The organism is Rothia sp. ZJ1223, from assembly GCF_016900985.1.
Taxonomy (GTDB): domain Bacteria; phylum Actinomycetota; class Actinomycetes; order Actinomycetales; family Micrococcaceae; genus Rothia.
The window spans coordinates 490,743-511,478 of sequence record NZ_JAFEUT010000001.1 but is presented as its reverse complement, the minus strand read 5'-3'; the positions used below and the strand labels follow the sequence as shown (position 1 = coordinate 511,478).

Here is a 20,736-nt window from a genome sequence, read left to right as displayed (position 1 = left end):
TACCCATGTCTGCTTCTGCCAGCGACGACCGTCTCGCACCCTCCCGCAGGTTTTCTAACCCCCTCTTTGACTTCAGTCGTCGGTGGCAGCAGTCCTTGCAGTTTCGCGCTGTCTCCATAGCCATTATTTTGCTGATGATTACCTTTTTGGTGGTCGGCGCCTTTTTGGCGAATCAGATCGCCAACTCGCTTTTTCGCGGACGCCTAGACCAAGCCCTTGAGGAATCGTCAGCAGGTTTTGCCAATGTGCAGAGCGTGTTGGATTCGTCGGACGCCGTTGACCGCAATGAGATTGAGGCGGAGGTTAGACGCTTTCTGACGGTGCTAGAAACCGGTAGTAGCGATGCTCAGCGGGAGTGGGTGTTGCTACCCACCCAGAGCGATTCGACGCAGAATTTTATTCCCGCCCAAGCCCAGAATATCTGGATGGATCCGGCGAATATACCCGCTGATTTGCAGCAGATGGTGACTACCGCCGACGGTATCTACTGGCAGTCAGCGCAGATGCAGGTGATGGAAAACCAGCAGCCGGTGCCGGTTGTGGTGGTGGGAACACGCATTTCTATTCCGCAGAGTCCAGAGTACGGGCTGTATCTCATCTACGATTTCTCGAACTCCCAAGAAACAGCGACCTATATCAACATGGTCATGGGGCTGGGCTTCGGCATCATGTTGATTGTGGTGGTATCGATTGTGTGGGCAGTGACGCGCGCAGCTATCAAACCGATTAGTTCTACCGCGATTTCGGCTGAGAAGCTAGCAGCTGGTAACCTCGATCAGCGTATGCAGGTCACGGGTAAAAACGAGGCTACTCGTCTGGGCCACTCCTTCAACAAAATGGCAGACAGCCTACAAGATCAGATTTCTCGTCTGGAGACTCTCTCGACGATGCAGCAGCGGTTTGTCTCTGACGTTTCTCATGAATTGCGCACCCCCCTAACGACCGTGCGCATGGCCGCAGAAATGCTTTACAACGCCAGAGAGGGGCTTGACCCCCTGCAACGGCGTTCCTCAGAGCTGCTGTACAACCAGGTGGATCGTTTTGATAACCTACTCGCAGACTTGCTAGAAATCTCTCGCTTCGACGCCGGTTCAGCCACCCTCGATCTGGTACCCGTGGACGCGCTCACAGTAGTACGCGAAACCGTTGAGGTCGCCCAACCCCACCTTGCGAGGGTGGGGGTAGAGCTGACCGTTCACACAGATTTGACAGAACAAACGGTAGAGATGGATCACCGCCGCATCGAGCGCGTCCTGCGTAACCTCATCTTCAACGCTATCGAGTACAGCGAAGGCAAACCGATTGATATTTACATTGCCGCCTCTAGTACCGCGCTGGGCATTGCGGTGCGAGATCACGGAGTGGGACTTACCGAAGAGCAACTGTCGCAGGTATTCAACCGTTTCTGGCGCGCAGACCCTTCCCGCAAACGTACCCTTGGCGGTACAGGTCTAGGTCTGGCTATTTCTGCCGAGGACGTGCGTTTGCACGGAGGTGCGCTAGAAGTCTGGGGCAAACCGGGGGAAGGCGCCTGCTTCCGTATCACTATACCCCTCAAACAGGGCGTAGAGATGGGTAACTCACCGGTGCTCTTAAGCGGGGAATCCGAGCTGCTTGAGCTGACCGCCTTCACCGGCTCTATTCCCCAACAACCCGCAGAAATAGCTGAAAAAGAAAGTACTGAACAAGCATCGAAGGAGAACGCATCATGGCAGCGTACCGTTTAACAGGATGCCTAGCCGCCACCGGTATTCTGACGCTCACCGCATGCGGTGGAATCCCCACCAGCGGTGCGGTCAACCACTACGCTGACCCCCGATCGACCGCGTCCGCCTCCAGACAAAGCTCAGAGATTGAAGGACCAGCCACCAACGCTACCCCTGATGAAATCATTAGGGGATTCATCAGTGCGGGGGTGGGCGTTAACGATAATTACGCGGTGGCCCGCCAGTTCCTGGCCCCCGATTATGCGCAGCAGTGGTCACCGCAGGAACAAACCCTGGTCTACACCAACACCCCCAGCATCAGCGCAACTGACAAGGGTGACTACACCCTAGCTGTTGAGCTCACCGCCAAGATCGATGCGCGAGGTATCGCCACCTCATTCGATACCGCCGATGGGGAGAATCTCTCTTTTCAGCTTGAAAACATCGGCGGGCAGTGGCGTATCACCAGCGCACCCAACTCTATTATTCTGGATCAGCGTCAGTTCAATATTGCATACAACCCTTTCACCCTCTACTTCTACGACCCCACCTTTTCATACGCGGTGCCCGATGTGCGGTGGTTTGCAGATCGTGACACTGTGGCAACCTCTGTAGTGCGCGTTCTATTGGAGGGACCAGCACCCTATTTGCAGGGGGCGGTGCAGACAGCCATTCCCACAGGTACTACGCTGACGCGCAGCTCTGTTCCTGTTGAATCAAGCGTCGCCTCGGTAGACCTCTCGGGGGCAGGGGTGCAAAAGGAACTGACCCAGCTTGAATCTCAGCGCATTAAAACTCAGCTCACCCAAACCCTCTCGACCCTATCAACCGTAAGTTCCGTGGAGCTTAAAGTGGCAGGGCAAACTATTCAAGAGGATGACGCGCGGGCTGACTCTCTACCCCTGATTAACCCGCCGGTATCGGGGGGCGTTGTTGGCGTTGAAGAAAATACCCTGATTACCCGAAGCTCTTTGAGTGATGTTGCTAGCCAGAACACCGTGCTGGCACCTCAGCAGCAAACAGTTACCTCGCCCGCTATGGCAATTTCGCGAGGCGTCTACGCTTACCTGGCAAACAACGAAAAAGAGCTGTGGTTGGTACGCAACGGAGAAGCGCGGCAGCTGCTTGCCGCTTCTGACATTACTGTGCCTAGTTTTGACTACCTGCACTGGGTCTGGGCTGTGCAAAATGGCTCGCAAGTGATGGTAAGTCTTTCGACTTCTGATGGTAATCAGCCACAAGAGGTCGCGGCAGATTGGTTGGAGGGCTATACCGTCACTTCACTGAATATCTCGCGCGACGGAACCCGCGCGGTTATAGCTGCCCACGATGACACCTACTCCTATACCTGGGTGGCGGGGGTTATTCGCGATGGTGAGGGTGCTCCGCAACGCCTGCAGACCCCCGTGCGTTTGGGCACGGGTATTTCCCCGACCTTCGCTGACTTTCTCTCTGATAACGAAGTTATTATTGCTGATTACAACACTGGCGCCACTGAAATTATTTCTATTTCGGGTGTACGCCGTTCGCCCGAAATCCTCACCGGTTTAGCGAAGATTTCTGTGGGCACGGGGGAGGAAAACGTCATTGCTCAGACCCAGGATTCTACTCTCTACCGCTTGAGCTCATCGGGGTGGGTTCGTTTGGAGAACACCCTGCACGATTTGAACTTCTCGGGGTAAGCGCACGGTGAACCATCGGTTTGACCCTCTCATCGCAACTGCCCGCGAAAGTGCCTACCGGCTACGCGATGTTGTGTTGCCGACCCCGTGCGCAAGTTGCCAGAAACCGGATGCTCGCTATGAGGGGCGATGCCAGCGCTGTGATTTTTTGGTGCGGCAAAGCCTGCTTAACCTGCACTTACCGTTTCTGCGCTATGAGCTAGAGAACGCTGTGGCTGCCGGCGTTTATGAGCATGAGCTTGCTCGTTGTATTTTGGCGTTCAAAAATGAGGGGCGTTACGATCAGAGAACTTTGTTAGCAACGGGTCTTGCCCGTGCTATCCAGGCGATTGTTGATAGCTACGGTAAGCAGCAGGCAGTGCTGGTACCTGTACCTTCTTCTGTCCGTAACACGAGGCGTCGCGGTTTCTCGCCTGCCCTTGAACTGACGTCCGCGGCTCGTCGGCAGCTCGCGCTGGAGGGAATCGAGACTGTGTGCGCTGATGTTCTAGAGGTGAGTCGCACCCGTTCGGGGTCTAGCGGTCAAAAAGAGTTGGGAGTACACCAACGGTATGCGCGGTTGCACGGAGCGATGAGAAAACGTTGGAATCCGGGGGAGCTGCTAGGATTCGAAACCACTCTTGAAGGTGCCGAGTGCATCATTTGCGATGATGTGGTGACTACCGGCGCATCGATGCTTGAAACTGCTAGAGTGCTGGAGGATGAAGGCGCTCGGGTGCTGGGCTTTGCCAGCGTAGCCGCGGTTGCCCGTCAGAAGAGCGCGGAGAGCGACTGACCTTTCATCAGGTAACCAAGCACACACAGTATCAGTATGCACCTGCGTGCAGGGGCGGTCAAATTGGTTTTTTATGCGTGAACAATGTCCCGTCACACACATCTCGCTCATAATTTATTTTGAGGGGGGGGAGTAGATTTTCAGCCATAGCGAAAATAATCGGGGAGTCAGCGACTGAAAGAGGGCGATTTACGGTAAAAAATCTCAGTCTCAGCGAGCAAGAAACAAGACTGCACCACCACTGAATCAGACCAGTAGAGCCTTCCAACATCGAATGATATAACGTAACACATGAATTTCTAGAGAACTGGAACTAGGCTGGAAGCAACAAGAAATATACCTTCTTGAAGGTTTCTTGTACGAGAGAAAATAAGCGACTTCTCGCCTAAATATTTTGGAGGCAATCGTGGAGCTTAAGGTCTACGGACGCAACGTCAAAGTGACTGAACGACTGCAGGAGCATGTAGAGAGCAAAGCTAAAAAGTTTGAGCAGCTTGGCGATCACGTTACCGACATCGAAGTTAAGTTCAGCAAGGACGGGCATATTGGTCCCAACACCATTCGTGTTGAAATAACTGTGGTGGGACGCGGTCCCATCCTGCGTGCTGAGGCATCGGGCTCAGATAAGTTCGCGGTTTTTGATGACACTTATGGCAAACTCCTGGAACGTTTGCGTCGAGCCCGCGACCGCCGTAAGGCGCAGAAGCACGGCGGACGCTCACCGCTCTCGGTTTCTGAGGCAACCGGTTCATTGCCCATCGTTACCGATCAGACCGCAGTCACTGAAATCCACGCTGAAGACATTCCTGTTGAAGAAGCAGCATTCGATAACGAGTACGCACTGACTGATGATGTGCAATCACCTCTCGAAATCCGCCGTAAGAGCTTCCCCGCAGAGAAGCTGACCGCCGAAGAAGCAGTTGATCGCATGGAGCTGGTAGGGCACGATTTTTACCTCTTCGTGGATGCAGATACTAACACCCCCAGCGCGGTCTACCGCCGTAAAGGCTGGAGCTACGGTGTGATTTCACTGAGCGATCAGTAAGAGAATCCGCTAATACAACCAACAGCTGCCCCCGCACTTTGCAGGGGCAGTTTTGCGTCTTTGGCATAATTCATTGCTCGGCGGTGAACGCCACCGCAGTAAAACGTTTGATGGTGTTTTACAATGGGTTGTTAGCCTTTACAAATATCGGTTGGACATTTCATTATCATCGAAACCTCAAGGAGCACACTCGTGGCATCTTTCTTGGAAAAACTACTCCGCGCCGGAGACAAGAAAGTCCTCAAACAGCTTCGTGCCTATGCAGACGCGATTAACTCTCTTGAGGAAAGCATTGTTGCTTTAACCGATGCTGAACTTCGAGCTGAGACTGATAAGTTCCGTACACGCATCGATGAGGGGGAATCCCTCGATGTTCTGTTGCCCGAAGCGTTCGCGGTAGTGCGTGAGGCGTCTAAACGAACCTTGGGTAAGCGTCACTACGACGTGCAGCTCATGGGCGGTGCAGCTCTGCACCTGGGCAATATCGCGGAAATGAAAACCGGTGAGGGTAAGACACTGGTTGCAACAGCTCCCGCCTACCTCAATGCGCTCTCGGGTCAGGGCGTACACGTGGTCACCGTGAATGATTACCTAGCTGAATATCAGGCTAACCTCATGGGTCGTGTTTACCGCTTTTTGGGTCTGGAATCAGGCGTCATCTTGGGTAACCAGAGCCCTGACGTGCGCCGTAAACAGTACGAAGCTGACATTACCTACGGCACGAACAACGAGTTCGGTTTTGACTACTTGCGCGATAACATGGCGTGGACGCTCGATGAGAAGGTCCAGCGCGGTCACAACTTTGCAATTGTCGATGAGGTCGATTCTATTCTGATCGATGAAGCGCGAACCCCCCTGATTATTTCCGGCCCAGCCTCGGGCGAAGCCAACCGCTGGTACACAGAATTCGCGCGTATCGCTCGCGACCTCAAAGTCGATATTGACTACGAAATCGATGAAAAGAAACGCACCGTCGGCGTACTCGAAACGGGTATTGACAAGGTTGAAGACCACTTGGGTATTCGCAACCTCTACGAATCTGTCAACACCCCGCTCATTGGCTTTTTGAACAACTCCATCAAGGCAAAAGAGCTATTCAAAAACAATAAAGACTACGTGGTAGTCAATGGTGAAGTACACATCGTTGACGAGCACACCGGTCGTATTTTGCCCGGCCGCCGCTACAACGAGGGCATCCACCAGGCTATTGAAGCTAAAGAAGGCGTTGAAGTTAAGCCCGAGAACCAGACCATGGCGTCTGTGACGTTGCAGAACTACTTCCGCATGTACGACAAGCTCTCGGGAATGACTGGTACAGCAGAAACCGAAGCTGCCGAGTTCATGAACACCTACGAACTGGGCGTCGTGCCTATTCCCACTAACAAGGGCATCCACCGTAAAGACCAGGCAGATAAGGTCTACAAAAACGAAATTGCCAAGTTCCAGGCAGTCGTTGAAGACATTAAAGAACGCCACGCTAAGGGGCAGCCTGTTCTGGTGGGTACAACCAGCGTTGAAAAGAGCGAGTACCTGTCTAAGCTCCTCGTCAAAGAGGGCATTCGCCATGAGGTGCTAAACGCTAAAAACAATGAGCGTGAGGCTGCCATCGTTGCCCAGGCAGGACGCAAGGGCGCTGTCACCGTTGCAACCAACATGGCAGGTCGAGGCACCGATATCATGCTCGGTGGTAACGCCGAGTTCAACGCTGTCGAAAAAATGGAACAGCTGGGTCTTGACCCCAACCGTACCCCCGAACAATACGAGCAGCAATGGCCCGGCGTCCTCGCTGAATGCGAAGAAGCTGTGAAAGCTGAACATGAGGAAGTCATTGAACTGGGCGGTCTCTACGTACTGGGTACCGAACGTCACGAATCACGACGCATCGACAACCAGCTACGTGGACGCTCCGGCCGTCAGGGTGATCCCGGCGAATCCCGCTTCTACCTTTCACTCGCCGATGACCTCATGCGTTTGTTCAACGGTCAGGCAGCCGCCCGACTCATGGCAGGCGCACCCGATGACACCGCTCTTGAAAACAAGCTCGTTTCTCGCGTCATCGCGTCCGCCCAGGGGCAAGTTGAATCGCGTAACGCCGAACAACGTAAGAACATCCTCAAGTACGATGATGTGCTCAACCGTCAGCGCGAATCAATGTACGCAGATCGTGCTGAAATCCTCGAAGGCGCAGACATTGAGGAACAGATTCAGAAGTTCATTGATGAAGTGATCTCATCAACCATCGTGACCCATACATCGGGTCACGCTGAAGACTGGGATCTTGAAAAACTGTGGGACCTGCTCAAGCCGATCTTCCCCATCTCCGTAACTATTGAGGATCTGGAAGAGCAGGCGGGCGGACGCACCAAGATTACCCAGGAAATGCTGATTACCGAGATCCTGACGGATGCGAAATTCATCTATCAAGAGCGCGAAGAAAAGGTCGGCTCAGAAGCAATGCGTGAGATCGAACGCCGTGTGTTGCTGTCTGTGATTGGACGTCGCTGGCCCGAACACCTGTATGAGATGGACTATCTCAAAGAAGGTATTGGTCTGCGCGCAATGGCACAGCGCGATCCGCTGATTGAGTACCAGCGAGAAGGCTACGCCATGTACCAGTCCATGCTCGGCGCGATCCGTGAAGAGACCGTGGGGTTCCTCTACAACCTGGATCTTTCCAAGCAGCGTACGACTTCATCTTCTATCAAGATGAACCTGCCACCGCAGCCTAAGTTCCTCAAGTACTCGGCTCCGAGTGAGGACGGCAGCGCCGAAGTCCAGGTTAAAAAGAACTAGGTTTTTTCTACACGGCTTTTGTTTTTTCTGAGTCCTAGAATAGAGGCTCAGTCAAGAGATAAGAATGCGCGGGCACTTCACTTCAAACAGGTGAAGCGCCCGCGCATATTTTATAGTGGCGTTTTTACGCGATTTCTATTTCTACGACCTTCCAGACCCGGTGGATTCTTTGCACCTTGAAAGCTAACGCTCGTACGCGCTGGCTGTCTTCAACAATGACGCACGCTTCAACGGTTGTTTCATTGATTTGTTGGGCGTGGGCGCGGCGCACAGTGGGTAGGGGAGCGCTAAGAGCGAAAGGACTGCGCAGGTGGTCTTCGCCCTGTTTGCTGGCAAGGATGCGTCGAGTCAGATCGGCACGACGTTTGATCTTAGTGAGGCATTCAGCGGTAAACCATTTGGCAACCTGGCTGCAGGCGCGGCGTCCCGCGAAAATTTCGAGGACGGCAATGGAGAGACCGCTGCACATCGTTTCTACTGACTGGCAGAGTTCTGAGGAGGTTTTCAAGGGAATTCCCTGCTTTCGCGCTACGATGGGGCGTTCTGTTTCCTTGATGATTTCGAGCATTGCCTTGTATTCTGCCTCAGAGACAGCGAAGGTTTCTTTGCGAGCTGATTGCTGGTTCATGGTTCGTCTCTTTTCTGTGCTGAAAATCTTTACTGAAAGGGGAGGATGAGTTGTTGTCCTGCGTAAATAAGGTTGGCATCTACCGGTAGCTGGTGCGAGTTAGCTGCGTAGATAGCCGATACGTATTCCATAATTTCTGCGTCCGGGCTTCCTGATGGTAGGTAGTTCGTGGCAATACTCCACAGAGTTTCACCGCTGCGCACGGTGTGAAGCATCCCTACTGAACGTTCGCTGAGATCTTCACGCGATGATGCGGTGAAGAAAGGATTGATGCTGGGCGTTTGGTGGGCGGATGCGTGTTTGAAGGTCTGCGGGTCAACTTCAAGCCACTGCTGGGGCAGAGTATTGAGGTTCTCGAACTGCTGATCGGATTGACCCTGCCAGCGTGTTGTTGCCGGTGTGGCAGAACCGTGGTCAGCAGTTGCGTGATGACTGGTGAAAAAACTGGAGAGGGAATCTTTTTGAGAGTCTGATAGGTCATCTGCGTGACCGTAGAACTGCTCAAGAGAGGATGGGTGGGTTTCGTGTACGGTGGCGATCGAGGGCGAAGATGCGCTGGTCAAGGGAGCAGCCGTGGCGGGAGCCGCATACACGCTAATACCTAGAGTTCCGATAGCTACGTTACGCATCATCCTCGGCACCCATCGGGGCAAAGACTGTGCTGCGCTTCGGGTGGAGCGTGTCAGCAGTAGGTAAAGGGCAGCGAAAATATACCACAGACCAACACCGAAGGCGATCAGGGCACTAGCGCCCATAAGTAGCATCTCTGCTGTCTTGAGCTCACTGGCGCCGATGATCCAGAAGCAGCATCCGGCGACCACTAGGGAGATGAGCGGTATAGCTAAACAGAGCACCCTGTCTGCCGAGGAGGCAGAAGGTGCTTGGTGGTTCATCTTCATCTCTAAACCTATCATTTGATGCTATTTGATAACACTTAGAGTATCTTAGCTTGCGTGGCGTTTGTAAAGCCCTGTGTGCAAAAAAACTTAAATGTTTTCGATTTTGGTTAGCGTGCAGGGTGGTAGACATTGCCGACCGATAGGGTTGAGGACATGACGAATCTGGATCGAATTTTTAGAGACTACGAAGTGCAGCTGAGCACCGCCCGTACCAGAACCATTGAGCTGGATGCGCAAGAAGTGCGTAGGGCAGAGTTTGCCAAGGTGATGATGGGGGATCGGTTAGCAGCGCAAATAGGTTTTCAGGTGCAGGTCTTTACTGATGACGCTCAGAAATGGGATGGTGTACTTGAAAACGTGGGGTTAGGCTGGCTTCAGCTACGTACATCAGCTGAAAGCCTCGTCATGCCGACCGCCCGCATCGTGTTCTGGGAAGGCGGGACGCCGTTTTCAACAGTTGATGCTCAGGCAGTGCAGCGTAAGCTGTCGTTTGCTTTTGCCCTGAGGGCTCTGGTGAAGGCGCGTGAAACTGTTCGCCTCTACCATGCTGGACGATTGACGAGTGAGGGCGTTTTAGAACGGGTGGGGGCTGACTTTGTCGAGCTTTCCACCAGAGGAAGCTCAATTCATAAAACCAGGGTGGTGCCATTGCACTCCATTGTTGCAGTAGGTACCGCCTAACGTTGTTAGGATGCGCTGGTGAGACTTTCGGCTGTGCCTTTTGCGAGTGCCTCTTTAGTCTGAGCGTAAGCGCGGCTAATGTATTCCTCAAGTTTGGAGTTTTCGACGCGCCACTGACCCCGTCCGCCAATCTGAATCCCTTCGAGCTGCCCAGAGGTTACAAGAATCCTGGTCTGGGAGAGGCTAATGTTCAGAATTTCTGATACTTCGGTCAGGGTGTAAAAGCGTTGCTCTGCCACGGGGTCTCCTCGTCTCATAAGTTTATGTCATTTCAATTGTAAACTAATATTTTTTAATTTCATTTGATATCGTTTGATTATCTTAGGGGGGCCAGAAGCACTCCACTTATGGTGACAACTGGCAGTGGACCCAGCGATGAAGTTGAAGAGAACAAACACTTGGAACACAATATAGGATGACGAGTCACACCGCAGGCTCCGTATGTCAACCACAAGAACCGCTGTTCACAACCACTGAACGAACCACATAAGAACCAATAACCGCACAGAACCGAAAGACAACACCGTGCCCACAGCCGTACCCGAAAGCAGCGAGGGGCTTTCCCCTCGATTTCAGCGCCCCGGTCTCAAAGACCCCCGTCTTCTCATGGGACTGCTCCTCATCGCCCTCTCCATCGTGGCGGTGGTGAGCGTTGTAAGTCTCGGTAATAAAACCGAACCCTTCTACGTAGCTACCCGTGATATGGCGGTGGGCGAAGAGGTGAAAGCCAGCGACTTTGCTCTAGCTGATGTGCGCTTAGCTGAAGCTGGGCAGCACTATATTCCTCAAGAAAAAACTATCGCGGAGGGTAGCGTCGTGACTTCGCGTATCACCAGCGGTCAATTGGTGCCCGCAACAGCTCTTGCTCAAGAACTCACCGACGGTCGACGTACTGCTAGCATCACTATCGACTCTGCCTATGCCTCAACTCTGACCCCGGGTAAGCACGTTGATATCTGGATTGCCACAAAAGCTCAGGGAACAACGACCACTTACAACGATCCCGAGGTGGTGATGGAAGCCGCAGAGGTCTCCACTATTAGCAACGAAGAAAGTCTCATCGGTGGCACCGGTAAGTCAGCCGTGCAGCTTCTGGTAGCCGAAGAATCACTCAGTGCGATCCTCAAAGCTATCAACAACGAGGACAAAATCAACCTCGTGCCCTCTGACTACAAAAATCAGGGGTAGATTATGGCTAGCATTCCCATCGTCGTTTTTTCTGATCACTCCGGACGTTTCATCGCGGGTATCGAAGCTCAGCGAGGAAACGTCACTGTTGCCCGTCACGTTCACGACATATCGGAGGTCTTTGGTCTGGGTCAAACCGGCATTGTGCGCGCTGCCCTGCTTGTAGCCGACTACACTGACTACCTCACGCAGTCGATGGTAGCCCAGCTACATGAGGTAGGGGTCGCAGTGGTCGCAGTTACTGACCCCGGTATCGACCTTGAGATTCACGGGGTTGCCGTCATTGACGCGCTTGCCGATACCCCGACGGTTATTGAAAGCATCGAAACAGCGGTAGCCAACTTGCACACGCTGACCTTCGACCGGGCACCTGCGGCAGATACTGCTGCCTTATCAACTACTGTCACTGTCGAAGCTGCTGAAGCTCTTTCACTGACTTCATCTGAGAAAGGACGCGTCATCACCGTGTGGGGCTCTACCGGCGCCCCCGGACGTACCACGGTAGCCACCCATCTCGCCGCAACCTTAACCGCTCAAGGCTACTCCACTGTGCTCGTTGATGCCGACACCTACGGCCCCGCTCTCGGCATCACACTCGGGCTACTCGATGAGTACTCCGGAATCTCACAAATCTGCCACTACGCCGACCGCAATAAGCTCACCGACGAAAAATACCGAGAGTACGTGAGTTCCATTGACCTTGCGGGTAAAACCCTCGACATCATCACGGGTATCACCCGCGCCGACAGATGGCCAGAGGTCAGAGAAAAGCCTTTCACCAGCGTCCTTGACTACCTGCGCTCGCGCTATCAGGCAGTTGTTATTGATACTGCTTTTAGCCTTGAAGCCGACGAAGAAATTACCTTCGACGGCTTAGCACCCAGACGCAATGCTGCCGCAATCACCGCAGTAGAACAGGCAAGCGACATTGTAGTGGTTGGTTCAGCAGATGTGGTGGGCTTCCCCCGCCTGGTACGAGCATTCGAGGAACTCAACCAGAGTCATCTGCAGTTAGCAACTGATCACCGAAAACATGTATGGATTAATAAAATGCGCTCGGAAACTACCGGATCACGCGGTCGAGGTGAGGTGGAGCGCGCGTGGAGTAGGTTCGGCCCGGCAACTCCCATTACCGGGTTTATACCCCATGAACCGAGTATTCTCGATAAAGCCTTGCTCACTGGTAAAACCATCGTAGAGATCAAAGACGCGCAGAGTCTCACCGATACTTTCACTGAACTGGCACGCTCGCTCATGGGCGCTATTGCAGCCGGGCACTCCAATGCCACCGTTGTGACTAAGAAGTCCGTGTTAGCTAGGGTTCGTCACCGTTTGCAACCCTCTCAGGGGGCCCGCCGTGGATAACCCCTCAGTTAGGGTCTAAAATTGCCGTAGAGTAGGCCAGCAGAACATGAAAAATGATAGGTGTGGTAACCATGCACATTGACCCTTTCCTCCAGAACGCAGAGTACGGACCGGGCGATATGGAATGGCTGCACCTGCTCATTGGTGACTGGCAAATTATCGCTGACACCGCTCACGGTGATTTGGTGCTGTGGTTACCCACCGATTTCAATTCCGATATTTTGGCGGGCGGACGCTATCCCACAGAGCCCGGTCAAGAGAGCGGTTTTATTGCCTGCGCTCATATGCGTCCGTCAACCGTACACACACTTTTTTATACAGACCTTATCGATCACCGCATGAAAAAAGAGATGCGGTTAAAAGCCCTGGGCGTGTGGAAAAACCAGTGCAGTGAAAAGTACGTGGATTCAGAAACGGTAGCTGGGCTAGATATTCAAACTACCCTTGTTCCGCTCACCAGAAACGGCAGGACCTTAGGGCTACTTAGCGTCCACTCTGAGACTTACACTCCGCGTCAGCGAACCCACGTTGAACTGGTCTACAGAGAGCTATCCGAGGAACTATTGAAAATGACGAGCCGAGGAATCTGGCCTGAGTTTTCTGCTCCTGTGGGGACAACTCGCGGCGCCCCACGAGTGAGCGATGGCTTGATGGTGTTGGACGCCGAGGGCGTGATTACCTTTACCTCGCCCAACGCGACCTCTATTTATAAGAAGCTGGGATTCTCTGCTGAACTAGAGGGACAGTCTCTTGCTCATATCACCCGAGCTCTGTTACCTCAGGGAGAGCAAGTAGATGAGACCCTGCCACTTGTCTTAGCGGGGAAAATGCCCTGGCGCGCTGAAATTAAAGCGCACTTCGCCAGCATCACTTACCGTGCCATACCTCTGCGCCGTTTTACCCCCTTGGGGGAAGAACGCTTTGGCGCCATTATTCTGTGCCGTGACGTGACCGAATTGCGCCGGCGCGAGCTTGAGTTGATGACCAAAGATGCAACCATTCGGGAGATTCACCACCGAGTGAAGAATAACTTGCAGACCGTCTCTGCGCTTTTGCGCTTGCAAGCTCGTCGAATGGAAAGTGATGAAGCGCGGCAGGGATTAGAACAAGCGATGCGACGGGTGGCGACCATTGCTACCGTGCATGAGGCGCTATCACAGGGACTAGCCCAGAACGTTGATTTTGATGATTTGATTGGGCGTCAGTTTCATCTGGCTGCCGAACTCGCTTCGCCGGGGCAGGACGTCCGCACCGAACTTACGGGATCGTTTGGGTCTTTGCCGAGTAAATTTGCAACTCCTCTTGCCCTTGTTATCAACGAAATCGTTGCCAATGCGGTGGAACACGGTCTTGCCGGTGAGACGGGAACAGTCACAATGGATGCACAGCGCGCGTACGATGAAAGGGCACAGCATACTCTAACCGTGAGTATTAGCGATGACGGTCGAGGTATGAACGAGACTGCAACTGAACCCAAAACCCGAGATGGGTTGGGAACCCAAATTGTGAAAACCCTGGTGGCTAGTGAACTCAACGGATCCATTACATGGAAGAATCGGTCGCCTCGGGGAACAACTGTTGAAATCGAAGCGGTGTTAGGTGAGTCCCGATAGTCTTTCACCAACCGGTCAATCGGCATTTTTCTGACAACCCGCTGTAAAGACGCGAGCACAACAAAAGGCGGTGGACAGAATCGTAAAGATTCTGTCCACCGCCTTTTGAAAAGAGTCTTAGGACGCGCGGCGAGCGCGAGCAGCACGGCGTTTCATCGCTCGGCGTTCTTCTTCGCTCATTCCGCCCCAGACACCGGAATCTTGACCGGTCTCAATTGCCCACTGCAAGCATGTATCCATGACGGTGCAGTTGCGGCATACGGCTTTTGCCTCTTCAATTTGAAGTAGCGCCGGACCAGTGTTTCCCACAGGGAAAAATAATTCTGGGTCTTTTTCTAGGCAAGCAGCACGGCTACGCCAATCCATGGGCACGCTCTCCTTCAAATATGTACACTGAGGCTGCGCTTGATAAAAAATAAAAAACTCAGCCTAACAAAAACCCGGGCCCCTGAATAAGCCAGGAGCCAAGTCGACCTACATAACTTTCGCATGTCGGTTGAAAGTAAACAAGAGGTTTCTTGAATAAAAACTCTGCTGGGTGTGAGTTATCAATCACAGCTATTGTTGTGGTGTTAAAAGCACCACACTGGGTGGGGTACTGGTTGCTGTAGGGGCACCGGTGGTGCAGGGTGTATAGACTAAAAGCGAGAGAAGATATCGAGTGGGGCAGAGAGAAGGGGACCACAGTGAAGCCTGAAAGTGCGAGGGGTGTATTGCCTGTACGTCCGCCCGCTGTTCTTGTGATTGTGGGACTGGTCGGAATTGAAATTATTGCCGTTATGGCATTAGCGGTGTTGTCGGTGATTTACGCTCCGGGTGAGGGTATCTCATCGGCAACCGCTGTATTAGTTTTCGCTTTTGTATTAATTGCCGGTGCTTTGGCGTGGGGCGCTAAAGGTTTGTATGAGGGGCGATTGTATGCTCGTGCCCTTATCGTGGTGTGGCAGATTATGGGCGTTATTATCGGCACACAGATCGCTGTTTCTGGTCAGTTTGTACCGGGGAGCGTGACGGCTCTCGTCTGCGGGGTTGTGATGATTTTGATGTTCTCGCCTCGTGTTATCAAATACCTGCGTAATCACTATGAGCGTGAGCTACCCGGTACTTGAAAAGCGGTGACTTCGAGCCCGTCAATGAGCAACGCCCTGCCGGGTGGGCATACACCTCGGGTGAGAGTGTCAAGCGGTAAGGATTCCAGTCCAAAAAATTCACCGTCAACGGCAGTACGAGGTTGTAGAACAATACCGTAGGTGGTGCCGGCAAGCTGTGAGAGTAGCGGGGATGCATGCCATCTCTTCCACGGTGTGAAAGCGAGAATGACTAGACGGTAGTGGGAGCAACGGGCGCGTAGAGCCTCCTGGGACGCGGCATCTAGACTGTGTAAATCGTCGATGAGAAGGATGCGCTGGGCAGGGTCGCTCAGAGCATCGAGGTAAGAGGTTAGAGCAGAAACTCCGGGTACTTGCCTGCCTTCAATCAGAGTAAAAGACTCGTTGGGGTTCAGTCCCGGTAGCTGCTGAAGCAAGGTTGTTTTACCGCTGCCTTTGGTGCCGGCAATGCAAAGAATCTTGCGGTTGCCGGAGGTTAGGGTAACGGGGCGTTGGCGCCGAGAGAAACCTACAAGCAAGCCCTGTGTGGGGGCTTCTGATACCTGCTGGGGCAACTGGGCGGCATCTATCTGTTCCGGTAGCTGACGGAAGTCATCGGTAAGGGGCATGCACAGTGGCTGACTACTGCCGAGTAAGGCGGCAACGGTCGCCGTTTCTGCGCTTATGCTGTGGGTGAGTGTACCTTCGCAGCGCCACTGCCCGGTGCCAGGGGGTATTTCGGAGCGTAGAACGGTGGTGGCGAGATCATTGCGCACCGTTTCTGCGGTGACCACAGTGGAGTGCGCTGCCGTTGAAAACTTGCCCCGAATTTTTGTGGAAGCACTCACGATGACCTCGATTCCGGTACGGTGACCGTCTTGGACTAGCTGTAAAAGGGTGAGTTCAAGCTGGGGCTTGCGTAGCGTATGCTCGAGCAAGATATCAATACCGTCGACCACTAGTAAGACGGGGCGGGGTACCTGCGTGATTTCTTCGCACACCGCCTGCAGAAAGGCTATATCCTGAATGCCTAAAACGCAGTCTGCGGCGCCCCTGAAATCATCGTGCGATAGCGTCCGGTAAAGGGTAGGTTCAGCGGTAAAAACAATGCGGGGGATTCCTCGTTGAGCTGCCTGACTCAGCAACGAAAAAATGACCCGGTGGCGTTCTGCAGCGGAACCCACTAACGCAAGAGAACCCTGCGAAGCGGACGACCACAACAGCTCATCCTGCTTACCGCAGACAGCGTTTTCGTGACGTCCTAAGTAGTAGGCATCTTTGTGTGGGGTGGGTGTACCGCAAGCCAAGGCGGGAGCAATAGGAACATAAGCCGCCGGTTCTAACGCCGGGGTGTAGGCACCGACAATGGCGGCAAAGAGGGCATCCTCAGTATCAGCTGATTCCCCTCTCTGCGGGTACTGCAAGCCACTGTAAAGATCATGTACTCTCAATTTGAGAGAATAAGTGTATGGGGCTGCATCCAAACGTGGCGCTCTGAAAGGTACCAGTTGTCCGTCAGAAAGCCGCGCCCAGCCTGCTCCAGGGCAGGAAGGCGAAATATCTGCTGCGTCATCACTACCCAGCAGATTGTGAGAATCCTGCGAAGACGCCACCCTCAGGGCAAATACGGTAGATATATTAGCTTTGATATCAGCAGACACAGCACCTTGAGGACGCTGGGTAGCAAGAATAAGATGAACGCCCAAGGACCTGCCAATAGTTGCCACCTTCATCAAATCGTTCATAGCCTCTGGCATTGACTCAACCAGCATTTTGAACTCATCCACCACAATAAAAAACTCGCTAAAACCCGGCTGCTCACTAGCTTTTTCGCACACCCGCAAATAGTCCCTGTAGGAATTGACTTCTAGCTGCTGAAAGAGCCGTTCGCGCGCACTCAAATCAGCCTTCAAGAAAGCAAGCGCCCTGCGCACCGAAGCAGTATCTAAATCGCTAAGCAACCCCAAAGAATGGGGCAGCTGATGGAGCGGACCAAGCCCTGCCCCACCCTTGAAATCGATAAAAAGAAAGCTACAACGCGCCGGAGAATAAACCGCCGCCAAACTCAGCATCATTGACCGTAAAAACTGAGATTTACCAGAACCGGTGGTGCCTCCCACCAAAAAATGAGGGCCATGCTCTGTGACGGAGAGCCTTGGCAGACCCTTACCCACCATAATCATCAGATCAGGTGCATACAGGTGTTGGGACCAGCGTAGGGGCACATCTTCTACCCCGAACTCAGTAAGCTCCGAAAACCGCCCGCTGAATTGATGAACTGCATCTGCACTTTGACTCGCTACAGATGTGGGGGAGTGCATCTGCTGTAAGAGGTTACCTACCGCCTGAATGAAAGTGGAATCATCCACACCATCTGCAGCAACGGTGCAGGGGAGTGTACTGAGCCCCGGCACCTGCAGACACGACGAAGACGATACCGACGCTAAGAGCTGACCCGAGCGTCCGCAGGTTTGTAATACGACATCCGCATCAGCTTCACAGCTGCCCACAATAAAAGTTGTAACGCCCGTCAGGTCGCACCCAACTATCTCGGGTTCTGTAGCCACTACAGCCGCGTGAGAAGAAAAATACTGTTCGTCACCCTCTGACGAACCCACCACAACCACCGTTGGCAAGACCGTCAGCAACCTCCACTGCGGGTTTAACCGGAGGACGCCCTGCGTCAGCACCACGGAAACCTGCGCCACCCTCAGAAGCTGAAGCACCAGGAGATTCAGGAGCCGGGACTCGACCTCACACCGAATAATCACCCCCGGTTCCACCGGAAGCAACAGCGGCACCTCATCCACAAAAGGAACGCGATACTTCTCGATGTACCGCCCGCTAAGAGACGCTGAGCGCCCAAAAATACCCGGTGATACAAGCGCCGCCGCTGGCAGAAGACTGCCAGATTCCACGAGGTGAGCGACATGAGGGTAGACGGACGCGCTCGCCATATCGCGCTCAGCAGCCTCCCGCAGTTTTCGCCGGGTTGCTGCGCTTGAGCCTTGATGCAGAAACAGATGAGAACCCATCACCAGGCTTGATGCCATCGACATGAGCAAGAACAGCCACATGCCGGTGACCAGAGCAATGACTACTCCCAAGACTATAGGTAAAATCGTCATTAAAATGAGCTGTACGACGCTGCGGGGTGGATCAAGCTCCACAGTTTGAGAGCCAAGAGCCGCCGGTTGTGATGGCAATGGCAGCGGAGAATCAACCATCAGGCAGCGTGAGCTACCCAGTATGAAAGTTTCACCCACTGCTAAGTCAAAGACTGCGTTATCGGCGTGCAAACTGATGCCTTCTTCAGCGACTGTTAGTACACCGTGAACCGGCTCTAAGGCGGGATCGCTGATGCAGATATCAGTGTTGAACTTACCAAGGCTGTATGAGCCCCGCTGTAGCTGCCAGAAGCGTCCGCTCTCGGGACCATGAACCGTTACAAAACTAAGCATCTTTTGCTGGCTTATCGCCTGAGGAGAGCGGCGTAAGATCGCCCCCGTAACCAGAGGCTGCACACCCAGAACACACGATTCTAGACTCTGCTGACCCACCCACCATTGGCAGTCAAACCCCAAGAACCCGCGCAAATACTGGCTGAGTGTATCTGCACCGATTTGCCCACCGGTGGTCTCTACACGCACCGGACGCAGCGGGCGGTGCGTATCAATTTCAAGCAGTAGTAGAAGCTCCATGACCCTATTGTGGGCAGAAAAATTTCCTGTAGCCACCGCAGCGCCCGCCACCTGTGGATAACCTCCTCTGTGAGACTAATAACCGGTAGCTGTGTCCACAATGAGTCCGTGTGCAGTACCTCTGAGCGTCACAATCATGTCATACAAAAGAAGGTGACACCTAACACATCGAGTTGGTGAATTCCCCAAGAATAACAGCTAAAACTTACTCAGCGATGCGGTAGAGAGGTAAAATTCCGGTAGGTTATATGTACGTATAACTATGTTTTGCGCTCACCCTATACCGGGGCGCACAAAACAGCACCGCGGTGAGTAGCTATCGCGGTAAACCGGTTAAAGGGGCAAAGAGCGTCCCCTACCTAAAGTGCAGGAGTATCTTGTGAACGCAGATTTAGTCATTGTTGGTTCGGGACTGTTTGGTCTTACCATCGCTGAACGAGCAGCTAACGAACTGGGCCTTAAAGTAGCCATCATTGACCGTCGCGACCACGTCGGTGGCAACGCTTACAGCAAGTTCGAAGAGAACACCGGCATAGAGGTTCACCAGTACGGTGCGCACCTCTTCCACACCTCCAACGAGCGTGTGTGGGAGTACGTCAATCAGTTCACTGAATTCACTAACTATGTACACCGTGTCTACACCCGTCATAACGACATCGTGTACCCCATGCCCATCAACCTGGGCACTATCAACCAGTTCTTCAACGCAGCTTACTCACCGCAGGAAGCTAAAGCCCTGATCCAGGAACAGGCTGGCGAGCTGGCAGGTACCAACCCCAAGAACCTCAATGACAAGGGCATCTCGCTTATCGGCCGCCCCCTCTACGAGGCTTTCATCAAGCACTACACCGCAAAACAGTGGCAGACCGACCCCTCGGAACTGCCCGCGTCCATCATTTCGCGTCTACCTGTTCGCTACACCTACGACAACCGCTACTTCAACGACAAGTACGAAGGTCTGCCCGTTGACGGTTACGCAGCATGGCTAGAGCGCATGGCAGTACATCCCAACATTGAGGTTCACCTCAACACCGATTTCTTTGAAGACGGTCACGAATTCTCCCGCTCCAAGGTACGCGGTCAGGTGCCGATCATCTACACCGGTCCCATCGACCGCTACTTCGATTACGCCGAAGGTGACCTGTCATGGCGCACCATCGATCTCGAAGAAGAGATTCTGCCCATTGAAGACTTCCAGGGCACCTCAGTGATGAACTACGCGGATGAGAACGTACCCTACACCCGTATTCACGAGTTCCGTCACTTCCACCCCGAGCGTACTTACACCAAGGATGCAACCGTTATTCACCGTGAGTACTCACGTTTTGCCGAGCACGGCGATGAGCCCTACTACCCCATCAACACCGCCGCTGACCGCGAAAAGGTTCTCAAGTACCGCGAGCTGGCTGCTGCTGAACCCCAGGTCCTCTTCGGCGGACGTCTGGGCAACTACAAGTACTTCGATATGCACATGGCTATCGGTGCTGCACTTTCGATGTTTGATAACAAAATTAAGCCTCACTTCACCGGTGGCGAGAAAATCGTTTCCGGCGGCATTGACGAAGCCTAAGT

General features: G+C 53.4%; 16 protein-coding genes. 11 read left to right on the top strand and 5 right to left on the bottom strand.

Annotation, left to right across the window (positions count from 1 at the left end; all coding sequences use genetic code 11):
* The first annotated feature begins 5 nt into the window (after window positions 1-5).
* From mtrB to secA, 5 genes are all read left to right on the top strand, one after another.
* Window positions 6-1,727: an MtrAB system histidine kinase MtrB gene (mtrB, locus tag JTP09_RS02290; RefSeq protein ID WP_204876552.1), complete on the top strand. Its 1,722-nt coding sequence runs from the start codon at window positions 6-8 to the stop codon at window positions 1,725-1,727.
* On the top strand, window positions 1,709-3,388 hold the full coding sequence (locus JTP09_RS02285; RefSeq protein ID WP_204876551.1) for an LpqB family beta-propeller domain-containing protein: 1,680 nt from the start codon (window positions 1,709-1,711) through the stop codon (window positions 3,386-3,388). The genes mtrB and JTP09_RS02285 overlap by 19 nt, the downstream gene beginning before the upstream one ends.
* A 7-nt stretch (window positions 3,389-3,395) precedes the next feature.
* A complete protein-coding gene (locus JTP09_RS10275) occupies window positions 3,396-4,163 on the top strand; it encodes a phosphoribosyltransferase family protein (protein ID WP_204876550.1) in 768 nt (255 codons plus the stop codon).
* Between the two features lie 406 nt (window positions 4,164-4,569).
* A complete protein-coding gene (gene hpf, locus JTP09_RS02275) occupies window positions 4,570-5,208 on the top strand; it encodes a ribosome hibernation-promoting factor, HPF/YfiA family (RefSeq protein ID WP_204876549.1) in 639 nt (212 codons plus the stop codon).
* A 192-nt stretch (window positions 5,209-5,400) separates the two neighbouring features.
* Window positions 5,401-8,001 (top strand): preprotein translocase subunit SecA, encoded by a 2,601-nt coding sequence (gene secA / locus JTP09_RS02270; protein WP_204876548.1) that lies wholly within the window; start codon window positions 5,401-5,403, stop codon window positions 7,999-8,001.
* A 124-nt stretch (window positions 8,002-8,125) separates the two neighbouring features.
* On the opposite strand, the gene JTP09_RS02265 is transcribed toward secA, so the two are convergent.
* Window positions 8,126-8,629, bottom strand: a complete 504-nt coding sequence (locus JTP09_RS02265) for an Rv3235 family protein (RefSeq protein WP_204876543.1) — start codon at window positions 8,627-8,629, stop codon at window positions 8,126-8,128.
* 29 nt (window positions 8,630-8,658) lie between these two features.
* Window positions 8,659-9,528, bottom strand: a complete 870-nt coding sequence (locus JTP09_RS02260) for a LysM peptidoglycan-binding domain-containing protein (protein WP_204876537.1) — start codon at window positions 9,526-9,528, stop codon at window positions 8,659-8,661.
* 153 nt (window positions 9,529-9,681) lie between these two features.
* Between JTP09_RS02260 and JTP09_RS02255 the strand changes: the two genes are divergently transcribed.
* The gene (locus JTP09_RS02255; protein ID WP_204876535.1) at window positions 9,682-10,209 is read left to right on the top strand and encodes a histidine kinase; all 528 of its coding nucleotides are present in this window, start codon (window positions 9,682-9,684) and stop codon (window positions 10,207-10,209) included.
* 5 nt (window positions 10,210-10,214) lie between these two features.
* Here JTP09_RS02255 and JTP09_RS02250 read toward each other — a convergent pair whose 3' ends face one another.
* Window positions 10,215-10,448, bottom strand: coding sequence for a helix-turn-helix domain-containing protein (locus JTP09_RS02250; protein ID WP_204876533.1), 234 nt, complete (start codon window positions 10,446-10,448; stop codon window positions 10,215-10,217).
* Between the two features lie 286 nt (window positions 10,449-10,734).
* Here JTP09_RS02250 and JTP09_RS02245 point away from each other — a divergent pair, with 286 nt between their 5' ends.
* From JTP09_RS02245 to JTP09_RS02235, 3 genes are all read left to right on the top strand, one after another.
* On the top strand, window positions 10,735-11,397 hold the full coding sequence (locus tag JTP09_RS02245) for an SAF domain-containing protein (RefSeq protein ID WP_204876531.1): 663 nt from the start codon (window positions 10,735-10,737) through the stop codon (window positions 11,395-11,397).
* Between the two features lie 3 nt (window positions 11,398-11,400).
* Complete coding sequence (locus JTP09_RS02240) at window positions 11,401-12,762, top strand: P-loop NTPase (protein WP_204876529.1); 1,362 nt, start codon at window positions 11,401-11,403, stop codon at window positions 12,760-12,762.
* A 71-nt stretch (window positions 12,763-12,833) separates the two neighbouring features.
* The gene (locus JTP09_RS02235; protein ID WP_239478552.1) at window positions 12,834-14,375 is read left to right on the top strand and encodes a sensor histidine kinase; all 1,542 of its coding nucleotides are present in this window, start codon (window positions 12,834-12,836) and stop codon (window positions 14,373-14,375) included.
* A 117-nt stretch (window positions 14,376-14,492) separates the two neighbouring features.
* Here the strand turns inward: JTP09_RS02235 and JTP09_RS02230 are convergent, their stop codons facing one another.
* Window positions 14,493-14,741 (bottom strand): WhiB family transcriptional regulator, encoded by a 249-nt coding sequence (locus JTP09_RS02230; protein WP_204876526.1) that lies wholly within the window; start codon window positions 14,739-14,741, stop codon window positions 14,493-14,495.
* Window positions 14,742-15,088: 347 nt separating this feature from the next.
* On the opposite strand from JTP09_RS02230, the gene JTP09_RS02225 reads away from it, so the two are divergent.
* On the top strand, window positions 15,089-15,484 hold the full coding sequence (locus JTP09_RS02225) for a hypothetical protein (RefSeq protein WP_204876524.1): 396 nt from the start codon (window positions 15,089-15,091) through the stop codon (window positions 15,482-15,484).
* Here JTP09_RS02225 and JTP09_RS10270 read toward each other — a convergent pair.
* Window positions 15,457-19,200: an FtsK/SpoIIIE domain-containing protein gene (locus tag JTP09_RS10270; RefSeq protein WP_204876522.1), complete on the bottom strand. Its 3,744-nt coding sequence runs from the start codon at window positions 19,198-19,200 to the stop codon at window positions 15,457-15,459. The genes JTP09_RS02225 and JTP09_RS10270 overlap by 28 nt on opposite strands.
* Before the next feature lie 343 nt (window positions 19,201-19,543).
* Between JTP09_RS10270 and glf the strand changes: the two genes are divergently transcribed.
* Window positions 19,544-20,734, top strand: a complete 1,191-nt coding sequence (gene glf / locus JTP09_RS02215) for a UDP-galactopyranose mutase (protein ID WP_204876520.1) — start codon at window positions 19,544-19,546, stop codon at window positions 20,732-20,734.
* Window positions 20,735-20,736 lie beyond the last annotated feature (2 nt).

Coding starts and splice junctions, on each gene's coding strand:
- mtrB (WP_204876552.1), top strand. CDS start 6: ATGTCTGCTTCTGCCAGCGACGACCGTCTCGCACCCTCCCGCAGGTTT.
- JTP09_RS02285 (WP_204876551.1), top strand. CDS start 1,709: ATGGCAGCGTACCGTTTAACAGGATGCCTAGCCGCCACCGGTATTCTG.
- JTP09_RS02265 (WP_204876543.1), bottom strand. CDS start 8,629: ATGAACCAGCAATCAGCTCGCAAAGAAACCTTCGCTGTCTCTGAGGCA.
- JTP09_RS02260 (WP_204876537.1), bottom strand. CDS start 9,528: ATGAAGATGAACCACCAAGCACCTTCTGCCTCCTCGGCAGACAGGGTG.
- JTP09_RS02255 (WP_204876535.1), top strand. CDS start 9,682: ATGACGAATCTGGATCGAATTTTTAGAGACTACGAAGTGCAGCTGAGC.
- JTP09_RS02240 (WP_204876529.1), top strand. CDS start 11,401: ATGGCTAGCATTCCCATCGTCGTTTTTTCTGATCACTCCGGACGTTTC.
- JTP09_RS02235 (WP_239478552.1), top strand. CDS start 12,834: ATGCACATTGACCCTTTCCTCCAGAACGCAGAGTACGGACCGGGCGAT.
- JTP09_RS02230 (WP_204876526.1), bottom strand. CDS start 14,741: ATGGATTGGCGTAGCCGTGCTGCTTGCCTAGAAAAAGACCCAGAATTA.